Source organism: Oscillospiraceae bacterium (genome assembly GCA_035380125.1).
GTDB lineage: Bacteria > Bacillota > Clostridia > Oscillospirales > JAKOTC01 > DAOPZJ01.
The window spans coordinates 1-19,374 of the sequence record DAOSWV010000032.1; the positions used below are offsets into that span (position 1 = coordinate 1).

Sequence of the window (19,374 nt, forward strand, 5' to 3'; positions counted from 1 at the left end):
GCCGTCAAATCCGGCGCGATCAAAAAGTTCTTCGTCATGGCTGGCTGTGACGGACGCATGAAGTCCAGAGAATACTACACCGAATTCGCTGAAAAGCTCCCGAATGACACGGTGATTCTCACGGCGGGCTGCGCGAAGTATCGCTATAACAAGCTAAAGCTGGGTGACATCGGCGGGATTCCCAGGGTTCTGGACGCCGGGCAGTGCAACGACTCCTATTCTCTGGCGATTATCGCCCTGAAGCTCAAAGAAGTGTTTGGACTCGACGATATCAACAAGCTGCCGATTGCCTTCAATATTGCCTGGTACGAACAGAAGGCCGTCATTGTGCTCCTGGCGCTGCTGTACCTGGGTGTGAAGAACATCCACCTCGGTCCCACACTGCCGGGCTTCCTGTCTCCCAATGTGACCAAGGTGTTGGTTGAAAAATTCGGTATCGTGGGTGTTGGAACAGTTGACGATGACATTAAACTATTCATGAACGCCTGATTAAGAAAGGGATTCAGCATATGAAAGCGACGATCGACAGAGAAGGCTGTATTTCCTGCGGGCTATGTGCATCCACCTGTCCGGAGGTATTCCGGATGGCTGATGATGGGCGCGCGGTGGTATGCGCGGACCCTGTTCCTGAATCTGCGGAAGACGTAGCAGCAGAAGCGCGTGATAACTGTCCCGTCTCTGTTATTATGATAGAATAAGCATAATCAGCACCCTTCAGAAAGTAAGTTTTGATGAAGGGTGCTGATTTTTAATTATGATTTATTCTCGCAGCGATAACTAATCTTTTACCGAAACCGGCCTTAGTCTAAAACCGATTCTTGATGTCATGATAGACTGGGGGAACGGATTATAAAGCTAAAAACTCATAATGGCAAAGTTCATATTTTCAGGGGTGTGCACAAAGCAAACGGAACAAACGGGAACGAGGTTACCGGGTGCATTTTGTATCAAACTCGTGTCCTTCTCCATATAAAAACGGTAATTTTGATACGTTGAGTGTCGACATTAGCGTTTTTATTTTTTACAAGTAGGAACTTTATTAAGGATGATCAATCGGAGGGAAACAAATGGAATATTACAAGAAAATAATCGGAGAGCGTTTATACCTTTCACCTGTCAACCCCGATGAAGTTGATGCCTATTTAAAATGGATGAATGAGGATTATAAGCTTGCAATAAATTTCGGTCAATATCCTCTGACGGTTTCATCGAAAAACGATTTAAATTGGCTTTATGAACCGCCGAAAAACATGCACCGTTATGCGATAGTTCTTCTTGAAAATGATGCGTTGATCGGAAGTATCAGTCTTCACAACATAGACCATCTCAATCGCAACGCCTATATCGGTATATTTATCGGCGGTGAGGAAAACCGAGGCAAAGGTTACGGTGCTGAAGCGATTCGGCTGATACTCAACTACGGATTCAAGACCATGAACCTGCATAGCATCAATCTTACCGTACATGCGGATAATCACGCCGGTATCAAATGCTACAAAAAGGTAGGATTCAAAGAAGTCGGAAGATTGCCGGAGGTGTTTTTCATAAACGGTAAGTATGTTGATAAGATTTATATGAGTATCCTTGAAAGCGAGTTTAAGGGATAGATTGCTGACGCATACCTCCGCTTACGATTATTCGTAGGGTGTTCATCGTATCAAAAATTAAACCGCCGTCAATCGATTCATCCGGTTGATGGCGGATTTGTTTTATAGTAAAATCATGCCGAATAATGCAATCATTAAGACAGAGGGCAAATATAAATATTCTTATCAAACCCCTTACCCCGGAGCTTTCCGCAGATTATTTCGATTTTTTTGAAAACCGGGCATTCACGGATGATTCCCCCTACCGTTGCTATTGCCAGATGTATCAAATGACCAAAGAGCAGGCGAAAACGGCGGAACAGGGTGAGCGTATAACTATGAGGAAAGAATTGAGATAACAGTGAACCGCATAACACGGGCAGAACCTATCCGGTTTTAATCCGATTCTGCTCGATGATTTTTTCATAGGTCGTCTTTCCGATAATCCCGTCGTCTTCCAAGTAATAAGTTCTTTGAAAACTTTTCACCGCCCTTTCCATACCTTCTCCGAAAATACCGTCGATCGTACCAGTATAGAAGCCCAGGTTCTTCAGCATGATCTGTGTGTTGTAGACGTCGCTGCCGGTCATGCTCTTTCCCATGTTGCGAAAGGGCAGCGAGTCCTGTTTGATTTGGACACTGCTGCCGATCGTAACGAGATTTTTCACTTCGATTGCGTCTTCATCTTTCATACGGATACAACCGTGGGAGACGTTTTTCTTTCCGACTAACCAAGGCTCCTTTGTACCATGGATGCCGTATACGCCCCAGGGGACATTCAGACCGATCCAAGTACCCCCGAACCCTTTTCCCCAGTCGTATATTTCAGTAACATGCCAAATGCCGACGGGAGACGGCGTATTTGCAGTGCCTCCGGAGACGGGATATGTCTTTAAAACATTGCCGTCCACATAAACCGTCATCAACAGGGCATCAAGATCGATATAGAGCGCGCAGCCACTTTCGGGAATGATCAATTTCGCCGTATCGGTGTAAACCGCACCATTGCCGGCCATAAAAAATGAAATCGGAATTACAGCGGCAATCAGAAAAAAAGCGATGTATTTTCTTGTTTTTTTATTCATATACACAGTCCAAAAGTCAGTGATTGATTACATTGTTTTCGATTTGAGTCGAAATATGCATAAAACTGGCATGAAGCCTTTTCTATTTTATAAATTGTCGGTATCTCCAGTCGACTTTTCCCAGTATTTGTGCTACAATAAAAATAATGTAACGCATTGGAGGCATGGTTATGAACAAGCCCGATCAAGTCAGTAAAAAAGCCAATATCATCATCACTATTTTAACCGTTGTCATTCTTTTAATGACCGCCGTATTTGTGATCTGGCTGCTGCAAGGCAGCAAAGCGAAACCCTCCTACACATTTGAAGGCAGCATCATGACCATCTCGGGCCAGTTCGGAAAAGATATCGACCTCTCGGGCGCAGCGGTCACCCAAGAGACCACCCAACTTCCCGCCATCGAAACCCGCACCAACGGAGCCGCCATCGGCAACATCCTAAAAGGCCAATTCAAGATGAACGGTCAAAGCGTCTATCTGAACGTCATGGATAAAACCGCTTCAGGCTACATCCTGATCACCGCCGCCGATGGCTCACTGTATTACATCAACTGCGAAACCCCCATCGAGACCGCCGCGTTGTATCAAGAGGTTTTGGTACATATCACAAAATGATACTGTTTCATATGAAATCGCAAATAGGGCTGCAATCGCAACCCTATTTTTAATAAAATATCATATCTCATACGGATTCAATTCCAACGCTCTGCAAATTTTAATCACCGTATCAAACGACATACCGGTGATACCTTTGGCAAGCCCGGTCATAATCGAGCTGTACGGCACATCCACCGCAAGCGCAAATTGTCGGATGCTCTTGTAGCGATCCAAAATCTCATTGCGCAGCCGTTGTTCGCGTTCCATTTCACTCAGCCGGTTTTTCAACGGCGATCACCTCGACACCGGTTTCCGCAATCTTTGCAAGTTCGTCCTCGACGCCCTCCCAGTCGGTGATCAATGTGTCGAACTTCTCAGCCGGACAAACTTGAATGAATGCGTTTGACCCCACTTTCTGCCCCGGCATCAGCAATATTTTTTTTCGACTGTTAGCGACGACGGCACGTTGGAAAGTGGCCGTCTCATCAGTGCCGTTGGAGAGCCCGAACTGTGCCGTGACCCCCGCTCCGGTGATGAAACAAATATCAAAATGCAGTTTTTTGATAAACTCAGTTGCCATGCTGTCGACCATCGAAGCGCTTCGGCGCATTTTACCGCCCGCGAGCCAGACCTCGACGTTTTCCCATTCCCGCAGGCGGTTTGCAAGATCCACCGAGTTAACCACCAGTGTATACTTGAAGTCACGCGGCAGATGGCGCAGCATCAAAAAGCCCAATGACCCGCCGGTCAAATACACCACGTCGTTTTCATGCACTTCCTGCGCCGCCTTTTTTGCGATGGCATCGTAGTTATCCCAAACCGGCATTGCATCATAGTTGCGGTCGCACGGCGGCATCATGCGCGTCTGCACGGGTGTAATCGCACCGCCGCGGGTTCGTTTGCAAAGTCCGTTTTCGTCGAGCAGCCGCAAATCGCGCCGTGCCGATTCGCCGGAGATGTTGTACTTCTCCACAATCTCATTAATTGTAATCTTTCCGTTTATGCGGATTTGTTCGGCAATCTCCCGCTGCCGTTCTTCCATAAATACCATATCTTTTACCCCTTATCTTGTACTCGTCAGCGCTGACATCCTGAATATACCATATATTCGGCAACGTGTCAACGCATTCGGTAATCGATATCCCGTTTATTTATGACTGATTATGTGTATTTAAATAATTCCCCTCTTTGGAGGGTGGTGGTTATAATCAATTTGAGACATCTGTTTACTCTTGTTTTTCTTGACAATTAATTGCGATTGTTTATAATAGACATCAGTGCTCCCGATTCAAAAATTCGATAACGAAAGGGAACGGAATGTCCGTTACTAAGGGAAAACCATGTTTTCAAAACTGACACAACCCTGCAATTTTACCGCCAAACGCGAGGGCAGCTGGGACCGCACCGGCGGCAACCTCGACCTGCGCAGCATCGCTCCCGGCGAGACGCTGGTTATGGCCGATCTCGAAGGTCCCGGCAAAATCGTGCACTGGTGGTGCACGGTCGCAGGAGAAGCCGTCGAGATGTTCAACCGCATGCTCGTGGTGCGTTTTTATTGGGATGATGAGGAAACTCCGAGCGTCGAAGCTCCGTTAGGCGATTTTTTCGGCTCCGGACACGGCATTCAGGCCGACTGCATCTCGCTGCCGATCACTTCGGTTCACGGCGGCACGGGACGCAACTGCTGGTTCGAGATGCCCTTTCAAAAGCACGCCAAACTGACCATCACCAACGAGGCTGATAAGGAGATCCGCTCGTTTTATTGGAACATCGACTGGCAAAAATATGACTCCCTGTCGGCCGACACCATGTATTTTCACGCCCGCTACCGTCAGGAATACCCGACCACATTCGGCAAGGATTACACAATTTTAGAAACCACCGGTAAGGGCCACTATGTCGGCGTCACATTGAATATCGAAAAAGCGCTCAAACCCGGCTGGTTCGGCGAGGGCGATGAGAAAATCTACATCGACGGCGAAGAACACCCCTCCATCTGGGGCACCGGCACCGAGGACTATTTTTTGACCGCGTGGAGCCCGCATGTCTACCACACGGCGTTTGCCGGGTTCAGCATTTCGCAGGGCATCAACCACCCCGGCGATAAGACCACGGCCTACCGTTTCCACATTCTCGACCCGATCCCGTTTACCAAGAGTATCCGCGTCAACATCGAACACGCCTGGACGGTCGAGAACAAGGAGTTCGCAGATCATTATTCCAGTGTCGCCTATTGGTATCAGGATAAACCGCAGCAAATAGCTGAGCCGTTCCCCGGTCCGATGGAACGCCGCCCGCGCTGGCCCGAAAACGTCACCTACGACGACTTTTGGAAAAACGGGGATGTCAACAAGGGTTTTTAAACCATGAAACTCGCTTATATCGGCAGTCCCGCGCTTCATCGGGGTCAATTCGGCACATATCGCAAATGGTCTTTAGCCGATTCCTACGGCTATTCTCTGCTGTTCAGCCCCGAAATTCTGCATCATTTGGGCACGCTGCCCGTTTTGACCGATCAAAACGCCGATACCGGCAAATACGATTTTTTAATCATTCCGGAATGCAAAGACAGCTCTTTTATCGAGGGCTGTCTTTGCGCATCCAAAACTCAAAAAGCGATGATCGTTCAACCGTCCGAACGCGTGCTGCGCGAACGCTGCGACATTGATTCGGTCAAAAAAGTCCCCTCTTTAAAAGAGACCTGGCATCTTCCGGATAAAAAATACATCTATCCTTCCGGTCTTGATTATCAGATTCTTGAACCAAAAAACGCTGTAGTACTATCAACCATCGGCGAAAACCCCGACTGCTTTTTAATCGGCAACAAAGACATTTACACGTCCGGCATTTTCACCACCGACTTTTTCAAGGCAATCGCCGCGCATATTCATGAACCGATGCTGCCGCGCCTGCTGAACAGCGCCTCTATGCTGCTCAGCTCCGGCATTCTGTCTCTGATGGGATTCAAACAAATCGTTGCAAAAGACGACTTGCGCCGGGACTTCCACGCGGCGGGTTATGCGTTTCAAATGATGCGCGAGCTCTGCGTTGATGACGATTTGCAATACGAATTCCAAAAACAGCTCATTGCCGCCGCCGATTTCTTTATCTCATTAAATTTCGACCGCTGTCGGATACAATTAAAAGCCGCCTTCGAAGTTTTGGCGAAATATCGCCGAAAGACCATCCCCAAGGACATCTTTTTGATCGATACGATTCACGCGGGCAGCATGCTGTCCGACACCGGATATTTTGAGTTCGACTGGCCCGAGCGGACTGCCGACTTCCTTTCGAATATGACCGGCTGGACAGAGAACCGCAATTTTAAATACTGTGTCGATTTTGGTGCGGACGCCATGGAACACTTCTTTGTCCGTTATCCCACACTCAAATCCCGCATGGCGAAAGCCGCGCAGGCGGGAATGATCGAATTTGTCAACGGCACCTATTCCCAGCCCTACCCGCTGCTCTATTCCGACGAATCCATGCTGCGGCAATTTGAGTATGGAAAAAAAGAAATCAAATCCCTGTTCGGCGTCGAGGTCAAAACCTATGCTTCACAGGAGTTCAGCTTTACCTCCGCGCTGCCCGCTTTGTTAAACCTCGCGGGTTATCGCGCCAACGTGGGCCGCGTTTATAATCAGGGCGATGTGCCGCGTACCGATCAAAAACTGGTCAACTGGCGCGGTAAAGACGGCGAAGCTATCCCCACGCTCCCCGCACATTCCTACCCCTCCGAAAACGAATATGATTTCACCTATGCCAATTTACATATCAAGCTGCTCGAAGCCGTCCGTCACGAGCCCGATATCATCGTCTCGACCTCGCTCGGCGACGCATCCTATTACCGCCCGTTCCGCGAGGAACTCGCCCGCGCCCAGTATTACGCCCCGGTCTTCGGCGAGGTCTGCACGTTTTCCGACTATTTTAAGCGTTTCAAACCCGAGGGCGATTATGACATCAAAGCAGACGACCTCAATTTCGACGGATATTTTCTCAACCTCGATAATTGGGAATCGCTGCACGCGCGTCACGCGGGGGGAGCCAACCGACACGGCTGTCTGGTGCAGCAGGCCGAACATTCCTTGCTTGCGCTTGAACAAGCCGATACAGCGCTGTTCGCTCTGACCGGAACCCCGTCTAAATCGGTAAACTGGAAACCTCTGCTGCAATACGAGGGCCATGATAACTATGTCGTCCCCTACGAGACCGTCGGTGAATTTATGCGCGATCAGGGCAATTTAATCCACTACTGCGGTCCGTCCAACCAAATTCCCCTACGCGAACGGTCCGAGACGGAACTGCTTCTTTCCCTCGAAACCACCAAGAAAGCACTCGATGACCGTCTTGATACACTTTGCAATTTATTATCAAATGACCCCCACTCTTATATCGCCTTCAATCCCGCGCCCGCCCGAAAACTGCTTGCCGAGGTTGCACAAAAGAGCGAATTCACCGATCTCGACGGCACCCCGATCCCGTCCCAGCCCACCGAAACGGGAACCCTGCTCGAACTTGACCTACCCGCAAACGGATTCCGTCTGTTCAAACAGGTCAATGCATGTCATTCCGAACAGCGCGTCACTTGTGATGTGCGTCGCGAAGAATCTCGGTCTGAAGGAAACTGTCATCCTGAGCAAAACGAAGGATCTCGGCCTGATGCAATCTCTTCTAAAAACGCTTTTTTCACCCTAAAGGCCGACCCGGTCACCGGCATTCTCGAAGTCCTCGAACCGTCAGGGCAATCGGTCATAAGCATCAAACTTGCTTATAAAGAATACATTATGCAGTCCGACCGTGTCGAGACTCTCGAAACCGGTGCGCTGCGTCAAATCCTCTCAATCAGCGGCAAACTGACCAAAAACGGAAAAACCGCCGCCAACTTCACAACCACCGCCGAACTCGCCGCTCATACGGGTGTACTGCGTTTCAAAACCACCTTGGAACCCGTCGAAACTCTACACGGCGACGCTTGGGAGAACTCCGTCAAAGCCGTTTTCTCTTTCTCTTCGCCCGTTAAAACAATTTATCGCAACTGCTCTAATATCGTCGAGCAAACCAAACTCGAAAGATTCGGCAGCTTATATTTCACCGCTGTTGAGACCGAAACCGGCACGGTCAATCTCTATAATCACGGCAATAAACTCTATCGCCAACGCGACAACGCACTTGAAAATGTCCTCTTGACCGAGCGCGAGCCGATGCGCATGTTCGAATACGCCCTTGAACTCAACGCCCCGAAAACCCCCGCGCAGGCGCTCAAAGCGATTTCGTCCTATTATATCAAAAAAGCAAATCCATCCTCTCAAGCCAAACCGAACCACCCCACCGAATCCCTTTCACTTTTCACTCACGACGCCGAAAACGTGCTGATCACAAGCATACGCGAACAAGGCGGCTGCATCAAAGTCACTTATCAGGAGGTCTCGGGGAAAGAAACCCCGGTTGAGGTCCGCTCCCCGCTCCCCATTAAACGTGCGTTTTTCACCGACCTCTTCGGAAATATCCTCGAAGAAATTCCCGTCAAATCCGGTACGGTCACATTCAAATTGAATCCCCATGCTCTCAAACTCGTGCGGGTTTCTTTTTCTTAACGAAAGGAGAATTTGTGACGAAAAGCAAAAAAGCAGCGATCATGGTCTATCCCTATTTCAGTTTGCAGGAAATCACCTGCCTAACCTCCTGTCCTCGAGGAATATCAGAATTATTTAAAATAAAGACATGAATCCGCCGCCAAAACCACCTTTTTGATCGATTTTTAAATAAATCTTACTTGACACATCCCTCATTATATCTTACAGTGATATCATCAAACATTTGAAAGGCGGTAATTACATATGAATATCGGTGTCATTGTTTATTCCGAGACCGGCAACACCCTGTCGGTCGCCAAAAAACTTGAGCAAGCGCTCAAAACCGCCGGACACGCGGTAACACTCGCTAAAATTGAGGCCGACAGAGACCCTAAAACCGGGGTAGTTACTTTCAAATCCAAACCCGCAATTGACGCCTACGATACTGTAATTTTCGCCTCTCCGGTGCAGGCGTTTTCACTGGCGCGCCCCATGAAGTTGTATTTGGACCAAATTTCAGCTCTTTCGGGCAAAAAAGCCGCTTGCTTTGTCACGCAGGGTCTTAAAAAGGACTGGATGGGCGGCAGTCATGCAATCCGACAGATCAAATCGGCATGTAAAGTCAAAGGCGCGGATATCGCACTGACCGGTATTGTCCATTGGTCATGCGCAGACCATGATGTCCAGATTGATGAAGTTGTGCAGAAATTAAGCGCCATCTGATATAAAATCACCGGATATTAATCAAAGCCGCCGACCGTATTTTTCGGTCGGCGGCTTATTTTTGATACGGTTGAAGAACAGGATCCGGCACACTTGCCTTTTAAAACGGATATTATAGAGCGGATACAGCCGCTGTACAAACACAGACAGCGCGTATAAGATTGCACAATTTTTCTCTCCCTGCCATTTCAACAATCCTCAAACTTGAATGGAGGGATTCTCATTACAAACGATAATTTTATCATTTTCCTGCAGCAGGCGCTTGCAAAACCCGTCCTGTATATGTGGGGCGACTACGGCAGAATGATCACCGAAAGCACGATTTCAGCCAAAGCAAAACAATATCCCACGCATTACGACGAAGCGTATCAAAATGAGCTTCGAAAAAACATCGGAACCGGTATCGGCTGCGATTGCACCGGTCTGATCAAGTGGTTCCTGTGGACGGGCGGCGACATCGAAAAAGCGCCTAAATATAACGCCGAAACCGACCACAGCGCCAGCGGTTGGTATCAAACGGCCACTGTACGCGGTAAAATTTCCTCTATTCCGGAGAAACCGGGACTGATTGTCTCAATGTCCGGCCACTGCGGCGTCTATGTGGGAAATAACGCTGTGATCGAATGCACCAAAGGCAAATTTGGCAACGGCGTTGTTAAAACCATGTTGTCAGACCACAGTTGGGAATATTGGTGCGAATGCGCCTATATCGATTATTCCGGTCAGGAAACCGGTCACCATGAAATTCAATACAAGGCTGCGGGGGTCATCAAGGACTGTCCGGCCTATGCGACGCTGAACCAAAAGCAAAAAATCGGTACGGTCTTTGTCGAAGACGAAATTTTATATCTCGGCGATGTCGGCAATATGTCCGCTGTGATCTATCCCACGTCTGCAACCGAAAAAATCGCTTTCATTGATAAATCCAATGTAATTGTATAAGGAGACTTTATGATATGAGACAAAACAGATTAAAATCCCCGATCTTTTGGTCAAGTTTGCTTTCCCAGATACTCTCGATCCTTGTTTTGACCGACGTCATCGGATCCGAGTGGAGTACGGCTATTTCGGGTATCGTCGCAGCGGTTCTGGAGGCGTTCACTGTTTTCGGTTTGCTCAATAATCCGACCGATAAACAGGGCTTCTGACAGGAAGGGGAATCGCCGTGGAAATTATGATTGCCATCATCGGCAGCGGTGCGCTCTCGGCTCTGATCAGTGGGATATTTGTCATTGTCCGCGACCGTAAAGCCAAAAAAGACGGCATACGCGCAGGCGTCCGTCAGCTTCTTTACGACAAGATCAAAGGCCTTGGCAAAAGGTATATCACTGAAAACGAAATCACTGCCGAAGACCTTGAGGACCTGATGGATATGCACAAAATCTACCATGACGAACTCAGCGGAAACGGCTATATCGATCACATCATGGAGGAAGTAAAAAAACTGAAAATCACCAACAGTTGAAAATGCAAACCATAGAATTGATCGAAAAGGTGTTTCTTTTTTGGGAACGCCTTTTTGTTTTAATGAATAACTGCCTCCCGACAAAGCAAAAATTTTATCGAGTGTGAACCCCCCGAAAAGCATTTTTAAGGATGGGCAGCGCTTGCTATAAAAAATAAAACGCCCACACCGAGTGTGGACGCGTTTGAAGGCGGCATCTTGCCGCTGGTGACCCGTAGGAGAATCGAACTCCTATCTCAGCCGTGAAAGGGCCGTGTCTTAACCGTTTGACCAACGGGCCACAAAGCGAGCTACGCTCGCTCTTGAAGAAAATTCGTTAACCGAAATTTCTTCTTTTCGCAGATTTTCATCTGCTTGCGTTCCTTTGGTAGCGGCGATTGGACTTGAACCCATGACCGTCCGGGTATGAACCGGATGCTCTAGCCAGCTGAGCTACGCCGCCATCTGCGCGAAACGCTTTGCTATCATATCACAACAGACGGCGGCTGTCAAGTATTTTATCGCAAATTAAGTGACGGAAAACAGTTCATCCGCATGGTTTTCGGGCGCATTGCGTCTGATCTTACGGGTCGTGGTTTTATCAAATTCGACGGTGCGCACTGCCATCAATTTAACCATCTTGTAATGCGGTAATTTATGATTGGCATGCAGCACGGATTCGCGCATCATTTCCACAACGGCGTCAAAATAACCGGGATCGTCGGGGTAGATCTCACGCTCGATCAAAGCGTCGTTAACCGCCTCGTAATCCGGGAACAGACGGGCGCAGATCGTAACTCTGCCGTCCTCGGCGGTCTGACTGCACACCAGCGCCTCCTTGACAAACTTGTCTTCTTCGAGGTAATATTCCAACTCCTCGGGGAAGACCTTTTTTCCGTTGTCGACGACGATCATATTTTTGCAGCGGCCGACAATTTTATAGGCGCCGTTCTCTTTTTGCTGCGCCAGATCGCCGGTATAAAACCAGCCGTCATGCATGACCCTTTCGGTCTCTGTGGGATTCTCGTAGTAACCCAACATCACATTATCGCCCTTGACGGCCAGCTCGCCCACGCCGTTTTTATCAGGATCGATAATTTTTGCCGAAAGCCCCGGCAGCAGCATGCCGATGTCGTCGGGGTTGCGGTAAAAGTCGCCGTGCAGAATGCAGACCGGCGAAGTCTCGGTCAGGCCGTAACCGATATGCACTTCAAACCCGAGCAGTTCGAAGGTTCTGAAAGTCTCGGGATTCAGGGCCGCGGCACCGCAGATGAACCGTCTCATCTTTCCGCCAAAGAATTTATGCACCGTCGAAAACAGTTTGCGTCTTGCATCGTGTTTCAACGGAATCGCCAAAGCCTTTGAAGCCGCAAATACGGCCGCACCGCCTTTGATGGCCTTATACTTTTTGACAATGCCGGCCAGCATGTTTTCAAACAACAGCGGAACGCCGATGAAAACCGTCGGATTATACAGCTGCAAATCGGCCGGAATGGTACGAAGGCTCTCGTTATAGGCAATACTTGCACCGCCGTAGAGCATCGTCAGAAATCCCGCCGTGCATTCATAGGTATGATGCAGCGGCAGCACCGACAGCGAGCGATCTTCCGGGGAAAGAGAAATCACCTTCCGCACGCTGATGACATCGAAAACGACGTTATTCTGTGACAGCATCACGCCCTTTGCCACGCCGGTTGTACCGGACGTGAACAACAGAATACCGAGTGCGTACGGATCGACGTGATGCTGTTCATAGGACTTGTCACCGGTGTCGAGCAATGTCTGCCCGACGCGCTTGAATTCCGGAAAATCCGAAGTGGACAGGCGTTTGAAATCGCCGGTGCACCCGTCGAGCGTCTTTTTGACCTCCGGGGCATAGACCACAGCGGCGACTTTAGAAATATCCAGAATGTTTTGAACCTCGTGGCTCTTGAGTTCTTTGTCGATCGGCACGATAATACCGACGCCACAGCAGACCGCCAAATAAGTCAGCGCCCACTCATAGCTGTTTTTGCCGATCACGGCGATTTTTTGGCCCTCGAGACCGAGAGAATTTAAATATGTCGCCAGGTAAATAATTTCCCGCATCGCGCGGTCATAGGAAATCTCGATTACCCGCTCTCCCCGTTTAAACAAAAAAGCGACATTGTCGGCATATTCCCGTGCGCTCCGGGTCATCATCTCACGCAGGTCGCGTACGACCGGCACATTATATACAAGCTCATTCATCCGGTAACTCCCCTTTCATTGTGTCATCGTGAAAGTCCCTATATCAAGGTTTTACGAAACGAAGAACAAAAATATACTGATCTGAACCTGTCCATGTCCTTGACCGTAAAATACACCTCTGTTATAATATAGAATAAATGAATTTCTTTGTCAAGAAAGGAATACTTACCATGAATTGCAACGAGATCTGCACCATCTATGCATCCGTCGACGGAACTGTCGGTGACGACCGTTCCGTCGGCGTCCATTACGACGGGACGCGTTTTGACCGTCCGATCGGCAATCTGCAAAAAGCGCTTGTGATCGTTCAGGAACTGCGCGGCGCCGGCCAGCTTCAGCCGGTAACCATCAAACTCATGGGCGGGGAATATTTTCTGCCCGAGCCGCTTCTCATCAAAAACCCGATTGGAAACCTCGTCATAGAACCGTATGACGACAAACCGGTCGTACTCAGCGGCGGACGGCTGATCACGGGGTTTCAAAAAGCCAAATTCAACGGCGCAGATTGCTTTGCGGTTTATATTGACGATGTCAAAACCGGGAAATGGGATTTCACCGATCTCTGGGTGGACGGCGTACGCGCCGAATTGACCCGCTATCCCGAAGAGGGGTATCTGCATAAGACCGCTGCCGAAGTCGAAAGTGAAAAACTGCAGAACGGCTCCAAATGGTTTATCGCTGAAAAGGGCGACATCAAAGATTTTAAAAATCTCAGCGACTGCATCGTCTCGTTCTGCCACTATTGGATCGACGAACATTCACCGATCGAAAGTTATGACAAGGAGACCCGAAAACTCACTTTAAAATACCGCAGCCGTTTTGAGATTCACACTAATTTTGATTACTATCTCGAAAACGTTGCCGAGGCGTTCGGGAAGCCGAATCAGTGGTATCTCGATCGACCGTCCGGCATGCTGTATTATGTCCCGCGCGATAAAAAACAAACGCCGGAGAGCATCGTCGCTCATGCACCGGAAGCCACCGCACTTTTCGAACTGCACGGTATGGAAAAGGACAACCGCAGCGCCAGAGGCTTTCTGCCGGTTTCGAGTGTCTCTCTGCGCGGTCTGACGTTCTCTTTCACCCGCGGCGACTATATTGGCTCGACCAAACTGCACGACGGACAGACCGCCGTACCGACGGCATCAGACGGACAAGGTGTTGCCGGCACGAAAGGCGTCATTAACCTGACTTACAGCGAAAACATCACCATTGAAAACTGCCGGTTCGTCAATTACGGCCTCTACGGCATCTGCGCCGAGGACGGTTGCAGCAACCTCCGCATTCTGAATAACGAATTTTATGACGGCGGTGCGGGAGGCATCAAACTCAACGGCGGCCCGGTTTATACCGACTCCGCGCGTGTCAACCACAACAATCTCATCTCCGACAACCGGATTCTGCACTGCGGGCAGCGGCACATGGCGGCCTGCGGTATCCTGCTCATGAACAGTTACGGCAATACCATCACCCACAACGAAATCGGCGACCTTTATTACAGCGGCATCTCGGGCGGCTGGGTCTGGGGCTATACCCCGAGCGTCACCCGCGACAACCTGATTGCCTATAACCACATCCACGACCTCGGTTACGGCGTTCTGTCCGACATGGGTGGCGTTTACCTGCTCGGTGCGCAGCCGGGTACAGTCGTGCGCAACAACCTGATTCACGATGTCAACGACCGCGAATATGGCGGCTGGGGACTGTATACCGACGAGGGCAGCGCAGGCGTGCTGATGGAGAACAACGTTTGCTACAATCTCTCCGATAACTGCTGCCACCAGCATTACGGCGCGGGCAACACCATCCGCAACAACATTTTTGCGTTTGCCGGACGCAACCTGCTGCGCATCTCCCGGTTCGAACGACATCTGTCCGAAATCGTAGAGGGCAATCTATTCTATTCGGCGGGTAAGCCGATGTATTCATTCTGCTATGAGCCCAGCGCCGAACAAAACCACATCACCGACCGTACGATTTGCCTGCGCAAGAATCTCTATTTTGACAGCAAAGCCGCTGAGCCGACCATGCTCGATCTGCCCGGTTTCCGCAAATTCGATGAGATCAAATCCTATGACAACGAAGAAGACAGCATTGTCGCCGACCCGCTGTTTGCCGACCCCGAACATTACGATTTCACCTTGGAACCGAATTCCCCAGCCTTTTCACTCGGCTTTAAGCCGATTGATGTCTCGAATGTAGGGCCGAGACACTCCTAACCATGTAGGAGCGCACCTATGTGTGCGCCCGAAAACAAAAAGGGCGGCGGACGAGACCTCGTCCGCCGCCGGTTTTTACCATGTTATTTCTTCTCCTTCGGAGGAAAATAATTGGCAATCATCCGTTTGGTCTGCTGTAATTGGGTCGACAGTAAAATGATGATCTGCCCCGGGATGCCGATGGTGAAAATCAAGGCAATGTTCTCTTCCAAAAACAAAATATACAACGAGAACAGAATGCCCCACATCAGCAGCGAGACAATCAGATAATTCCACTTCTTGTTCCGGCCCCAGATGGAATTGAAAACCAGCGCTACCACGCAGGACACAGGCACCGCATAGATGAAAATCGTCCATAACCGCATTTGAATACCCACAAAATAAAACACGATGAATAAAATCGTAGCAACCAGCCATACCGATGCCGTCACCAGCAACGAGATCGTAACATGGTTTTTTCGACGTGCAGCGGCAATCTCATCGGGCAATGCCTCCGGTTCCGGCAGTATGTCGTCGGTATGTTCACACAACAGAAAATCGACCGTCACCCCAAACAGGTCGGCGATCTCTTTCAATACGGCTATATCGGGAAGCGACTCACCGCGTTCCCATTTTGATATCGCTTTATCCGAGTAGTGCAGCCTTTCGGCAAGTGTTATTTGGGTCATTCCGGCCGCACGCCGCAGGGATGCGATATTTTGCGCAATCAGCTGTTTCAAGTTATCCATATATCTATATTATCATATTCCAAAACAAAATGCAACAGAGAAATTCGGCTGTAAAACGCGAAATTCTACCGTGGGTAGAGATAATTCCCGGCAGTTCTACCGGACCGTTTTTTACGGTAGAAGTGCCTTTTGCAACAGTAGGTGGAATCCCGGAGCAAGATGCGATAAAAATAAAATAGAACTTTTCCGAAGGGAGTGCTGTTTGGCATGGCAAAACCGAGAGGCAAAATCACCTATTATCAGGTTGAAAAGTTTTCAACCATCCGCGAAATGCTTGACAAAGCCGCCGCCGCGGCAGGAGACAGCATCGCATTCCGCTATAAAGAAAACGAAAAAGATTATGAGAAGACCTATTCCGAGTTTTTAGCCGACACCGAGGCACTCGGTGCGGCAATCACCAAACTCGGCCACCGTACTGACCACATCGCCTGCATTGGCGTCAACAGCTACCGCTGGGTAGTAACCTATCTGACCATGGTCAAGAGCGCCTGTGTATTTGTACCCGTCGACAAAGAACTGCCGGCCGAGGATATTGTCAATATTTTAATTCACAGCGAGAGCCGTGCGATCTTCTGCGATGCAAGTTATCTGCCGATTCTGAAAGAAAACGCTCATCGTCTGCCCGATATCGAAAACGTCATCTGCTTCGAAAAAACCGACGCCACCGCGGGGTCCATGCACCTGCACGACTTCGACACCCTGCTCGAAAGCGGAAAATCCCTCGATAAACACGAATATGACACCTTGCAAAACGACCCGATGAAGCTGCGGATGTTGGTTTATACCTCGGGCACAACCGGCATGGCCAAAGGCGTTATGCTGTCGGAGCACAATCTCGTCTCCAGCGTGTATTACGGCCTTCAGGTCTCGACGGTCTACGACATCTGTCTGTCGGTGCTGCCCTATCACCACACCTACGAGGCTGTCAGCGGCATTTTAGTGTCCCTGCACCACCATTCCACCATCTGCATCAACGATAAAATCCGCAACGTCCAAAAAAATCTGATGCAGTATCATCCGTCCTACGTCTATCTGGTTCCGGCGTTCGCCGAATTTTTCTATAAAAAAATCAACGAGAGCATCGACAAAACCGGCAAGCGGCAGGATTTTGACAAGGCAATTAAACTCTCAAACATCCTTCTCAAAGTCGGTGTTGACGTTCGGCGCAAGCTGTTTAAGAACATTCATGAACAGTTCGGCGGACGTCTGATCAAGATCGTCTGCGGCGGTGCGCCGATCCGTCCCGAAGTCGGTGATTTCTTCAACGCCATCGGCATTAACCTGATCAACGGCTACGGCATCACGGAATGCTCACCGTTGGTCTCGGCCAACAACGACACTTTCAACGATCCGACTACCGTAGGCGTCAAGCTACCCTGCCTCGACATCAAAATCGACAGCCCGACCGAGGACGGCACCGGCGAAATCTGCGTGCGCGGCGACGTGGTGATGATGGGGTATTATAAAAACCTCGAACAGACCGCCAAAGTATTGGTTGACGGTTGGTTTTACACCGGCGATTTCGGCCGCACGAACGAATACGGCCAACTGCTGATCACAGGCCGTAAAAAGAACATCATCGTACTCGCTAACGGCAAGAACGTCTACCCCGAGGAGATTGAGGCCTATATTGCCCGCCTGCCCTATATCACCGACGTCATTGTTCGTTCCGACGCGGGCAAACACGGCGAACAGCACGCCCTGATCGCCGAGATCTATTGCGAAGAGGGTGTCGGCGACCGCTCGAATCTCGATGTGCTGGGCGAAATTCAAAGCGTCTGCGCGGGTCTTCCGCCGTATAAGATGGTCTCCAAAGTCGTCATCCGCGACGAACCGTTTCCCAAGACCACGACCAATAAAATCAAACGCAATTACGCGAGTTAAAATTCTTGTAGGGAGCGACGCCCTCGTCGCTCCGTTAAAAATGTTCATATGAAACCCCCAAAAAATCAAGCCGCAAGCAAACTTTGATTGCTTGCGGCTTTGTCATTTAATTCACCTATTCCCAATTTGCCAACATCTCTGCTATTTTCTTCCTCACCAACCGTTCCGACTCTTTGTTCGCTCTCAGCGTTTTCGCCATCTTATGCCGTTGTGCCGTATCCCAAACGGGATCTGCATTGATATTGAATACAGCGGTTGTCTTTTCATAGGGAACCGCCTCTAATAAATTATCGAGCATTACCTGAAAGATTTTTGCCGTCTCCGCCAGATTTTTCGCGCTTTCACTCTCAAACAGCCCAACACTCGTTTCAAGATACGCGGCAGCTGCACACCTGGCGTCCATCAGCGATCCGATGTGGTATTGGTCGTTGCGGCATTTCGCCCGGTATTCCTCCTCGCCGAGTTCAAATCCGCTGATTAAAACGTCATAGGCGTCATAACCGAACTTGTGGTGCTCCCCGGCTTTTTGTTCAAACATCTTTATAGAGGTTTCAAGCGAGACTTTCAACGCTTCTTTGCGTGAAATCGGTTCTTTTCTTTTATCGTAAAATCTGGTCAGTGCCGCAGGCACCCACCCCGGGAAGCCGTTTTGATAAAAATACCGGTCGTCGGTGTAAATTTCGTTTTCGGAGACATTTATAGATTGATGTTCAATGGCCTTTTCACAGGAGTTGTCATTTTGAACATCAAAATAAGTGCGTCCGAAAAATTTATCTTCGCTGTTTTCAACCGCATATCCGCAGGTAAGTGTCCATTCCGGCGCCCATCTGCCGCCGACCAAGAGCACGGGAACGCCTGCGTCAATGCTCTTTTTGGCATATTCCACGCGTTCTTTTTCATCTTTGACCGTATAGACGTCCACGCCGAGCGCATCGCCGACGTTCTTTTCGCACAGCCGCCCGTTTTGCGGCATCTGGCTGCTCGGGTCCCAGTCGCTACGCATGATGGCCTGCCAACACACACCGGACAGCCCCATGACTTCTTCATACGAGACCGAAACCCCTGCGGTGTTTAACAGCGCGGTCACGCACCCGCAGTAGGTGTTGTCTTTCCACTCACCCCATCTGAGCATCGGGACACCGTCGATATAGCGCCCGCCGTTTGCGGTTTTTACCCGGTTTACTTGCTTCAATCCACCTTTTCCCGCGTTTTCTTCTGCCATTCTTAAAATCTCCGGCCTCTCCTTCGGGGAATATCCCTCGGGTGTTTGTCGTAATTCTTTCACAGCTTCGCTCATTTCAATTCCT

General features: G+C 49.6%; 18 protein-coding genes and 2 tRNA genes. 12 read left to right on the plus strand and 8 right to left on the minus strand.

Translation table 11 applies throughout. The features are described from left to right. From PK629_11435 to PK629_11445, 3 genes are all read left to right on the plus strand, one after another. On the plus strand, positions 1–489 hold a 489-nt coding region (locus PK629_11435), incomplete at its 5' end, for a hydroxylamine reductase (protein HOP12089.1). Between the two features lie 20 nt (positions 490–509). Beyond that, the gene (locus tag PK629_11440; protein ID HOP12090.1) at positions 510–698 is read left to right on the plus strand and encodes a ferredoxin; all 189 of its coding nucleotides are present in this window, start codon (positions 510–512) and stop codon (positions 696–698) included. Positions 699–1,067: 369 nt separating this feature from the next. Further along, the gene (locus PK629_11445; GenBank protein HOP12091.1) at positions 1,068–1,607 is read left to right on the plus strand and encodes a GNAT family protein; all 540 of its coding nucleotides are present in this window, start codon (positions 1,068–1,070) and stop codon (positions 1,605–1,607) included. Positions 1,608–1,972: 365 nt separating this feature from the next. Here the strand turns inward: PK629_11445 and PK629_11450 are convergent, their stop codons facing one another. Then, positions 1,973–2,671 carry a L,D-transpeptidase family protein gene (locus PK629_11450; protein HOP12092.1) on the minus strand — a complete coding sequence of 233 codons (699 nt, stop codon included), beginning with the start codon at positions 2,669–2,671 and terminating at the stop codon, positions 1,973–1,975. A 170-nt stretch (positions 2,672–2,841) separates the two neighbouring features. Here PK629_11450 and PK629_11455 point away from each other — a divergent pair, with 170 nt between their 5' ends. Next, positions 2,842–3,285 carry a hypothetical protein gene (locus PK629_11455; protein HOP12093.1) on the plus strand — a complete coding sequence of 148 codons (444 nt, stop codon included), beginning with the start codon at positions 2,842–2,844 and terminating at the stop codon, positions 3,283–3,285. Positions 3,286–3,345: 60 nt separating this feature from the next. Here the strand turns inward: PK629_11455 and PK629_11460 are convergent, their stop codons facing one another. After that, entirely contained in the window at positions 3,346–3,555 is a 210-nt protein-coding gene (locus PK629_11460; GenBank protein HOP12094.1) for a helix-turn-helix transcriptional regulator, read from the minus strand. Beyond that, on the minus strand, positions 3,536–4,318 hold the full coding sequence (locus PK629_11465; GenBank protein HOP12095.1) for a DeoR/GlpR family DNA-binding transcription regulator: 783 nt from the start codon (positions 4,316–4,318) through the stop codon (positions 3,536–3,538). The genes PK629_11460 and PK629_11465 overlap by 20 nt, the downstream gene beginning before the upstream one ends. 289 nt (positions 4,319–4,607) lie before the next feature. Here PK629_11465 and PK629_11470 point away from each other — a divergent pair, with 289 nt between their 5' ends. The 6 genes from PK629_11470 (at position 4,608) to PK629_11495 (ending at position 11,028) form a co-directional block, all read left to right on the plus strand. Continuing rightward, positions 4,608–5,630 carry a DUF2961 domain-containing protein gene (locus PK629_11470; protein ID HOP12096.1) on the plus strand — a complete coding sequence of 341 codons (1,023 nt, stop codon included), beginning with the start codon at positions 4,608–4,610 and terminating at the stop codon, positions 5,628–5,630. Between the two features lie 3 nt (positions 5,631–5,633). Further along, positions 5,634–8,861: a hypothetical protein gene (locus PK629_11475; protein HOP12097.1), complete on the plus strand. Its 3,228-nt coding sequence runs from the start codon at positions 5,634–5,636 to the stop codon at positions 8,859–8,861. A 243-nt stretch (positions 8,862–9,104) separates the two neighbouring features. Continuing rightward, positions 9,105–9,563: an NAD(P)H-dependent oxidoreductase gene (locus tag PK629_11480; protein HOP12098.1), complete on the plus strand. Its 459-nt coding sequence runs from the start codon at positions 9,105–9,107 to the stop codon at positions 9,561–9,563. A 204-nt stretch (positions 9,564–9,767) separates the two neighbouring features. Then, positions 9,768–10,505, plus strand: a complete 738-nt coding sequence (locus PK629_11485) for a hypothetical protein (protein HOP12099.1) — start codon at positions 9,768–9,770, stop codon at positions 10,503–10,505. 14 nt (positions 10,506–10,519) lie between these two features. Further along, positions 10,520–10,711 carry a phage holin gene (locus PK629_11490; GenBank protein HOP12100.1) on the plus strand — a complete coding sequence of 64 codons (192 nt, stop codon included), beginning with the start codon at positions 10,520–10,522 and terminating at the stop codon, positions 10,709–10,711. Between the two features lie 17 nt (positions 10,712–10,728). Further along, positions 10,729–11,028 (plus strand): hypothetical protein, encoded by a 300-nt coding sequence (locus tag PK629_11495; GenBank protein HOP12101.1) that lies wholly within the window; start codon positions 10,729–10,731, stop codon positions 11,026–11,028. Between the two features lie 205 nt (positions 11,029–11,233). Here the strand turns inward: PK629_11495 and PK629_11500 are convergent. The 3 genes from PK629_11500 to PK629_11510 all read right to left on the minus strand — a co-directional run bounded on the left by PK629_11500 (position 11,234) and on the right by PK629_11510 (position 13,236). After that, positions 11,234–11,308: transfer RNA gene (locus PK629_11500), tRNA-Glu, on the minus strand. An 85-nt stretch (positions 11,309–11,393) separates the two neighbouring features. Beyond that, positions 11,394–11,470: transfer RNA gene (locus tag PK629_11505), tRNA-Met, on the minus strand. Between the two features lie 65 nt (positions 11,471–11,535). Beyond that, positions 11,536–13,236: an AMP-binding protein gene (locus PK629_11510; protein ID HOP12102.1), complete on the minus strand. Its 1,701-nt coding sequence runs from the start codon at positions 13,234–13,236 to the stop codon at positions 11,536–11,538. 170 nt (positions 13,237–13,406) lie between these two features. Between PK629_11510 and PK629_11515 the strand changes: the two genes are divergently transcribed. Continuing rightward, entirely contained in the window at positions 13,407–15,455 is a 2,049-nt protein-coding gene (locus tag PK629_11515; GenBank protein HOP12103.1) for a right-handed parallel beta-helix repeat-containing protein, read from the plus strand. An 83-nt stretch (positions 15,456–15,538) separates the two neighbouring features. Here PK629_11515 and PK629_11520 read toward each other — a convergent pair whose 3' ends face one another. After that, the gene (locus PK629_11520; protein ID HOP12104.1) at positions 15,539–16,183 is read right to left on the minus strand and encodes a helix-turn-helix transcriptional regulator; all 645 of its coding nucleotides are present in this window, start codon (positions 16,181–16,183) and stop codon (positions 15,539–15,541) included. A 207-nt stretch (positions 16,184–16,390) separates the two neighbouring features. Here PK629_11520 and PK629_11525 point away from each other — a divergent pair, with 207 nt between their 5' ends. Beyond that, positions 16,391–18,067, plus strand: a complete 1,677-nt coding sequence (locus PK629_11525) for an AMP-binding protein (GenBank protein HOP12105.1) — start codon at positions 16,391–16,393, stop codon at positions 18,065–18,067. A 115-nt stretch (positions 18,068–18,182) separates the two neighbouring features. On the opposite strand, the gene PK629_11530 is transcribed toward PK629_11525, so the two are convergent. Next, on the minus strand, positions 18,183–19,364 hold the full coding sequence (locus PK629_11530; protein HOP12106.1) for a hypothetical protein: 1,182 nt from the start codon (positions 19,362–19,364) through the stop codon (positions 18,183–18,185). Between the last annotated feature and the right edge of the window lie 10 nt (positions 19,365–19,374).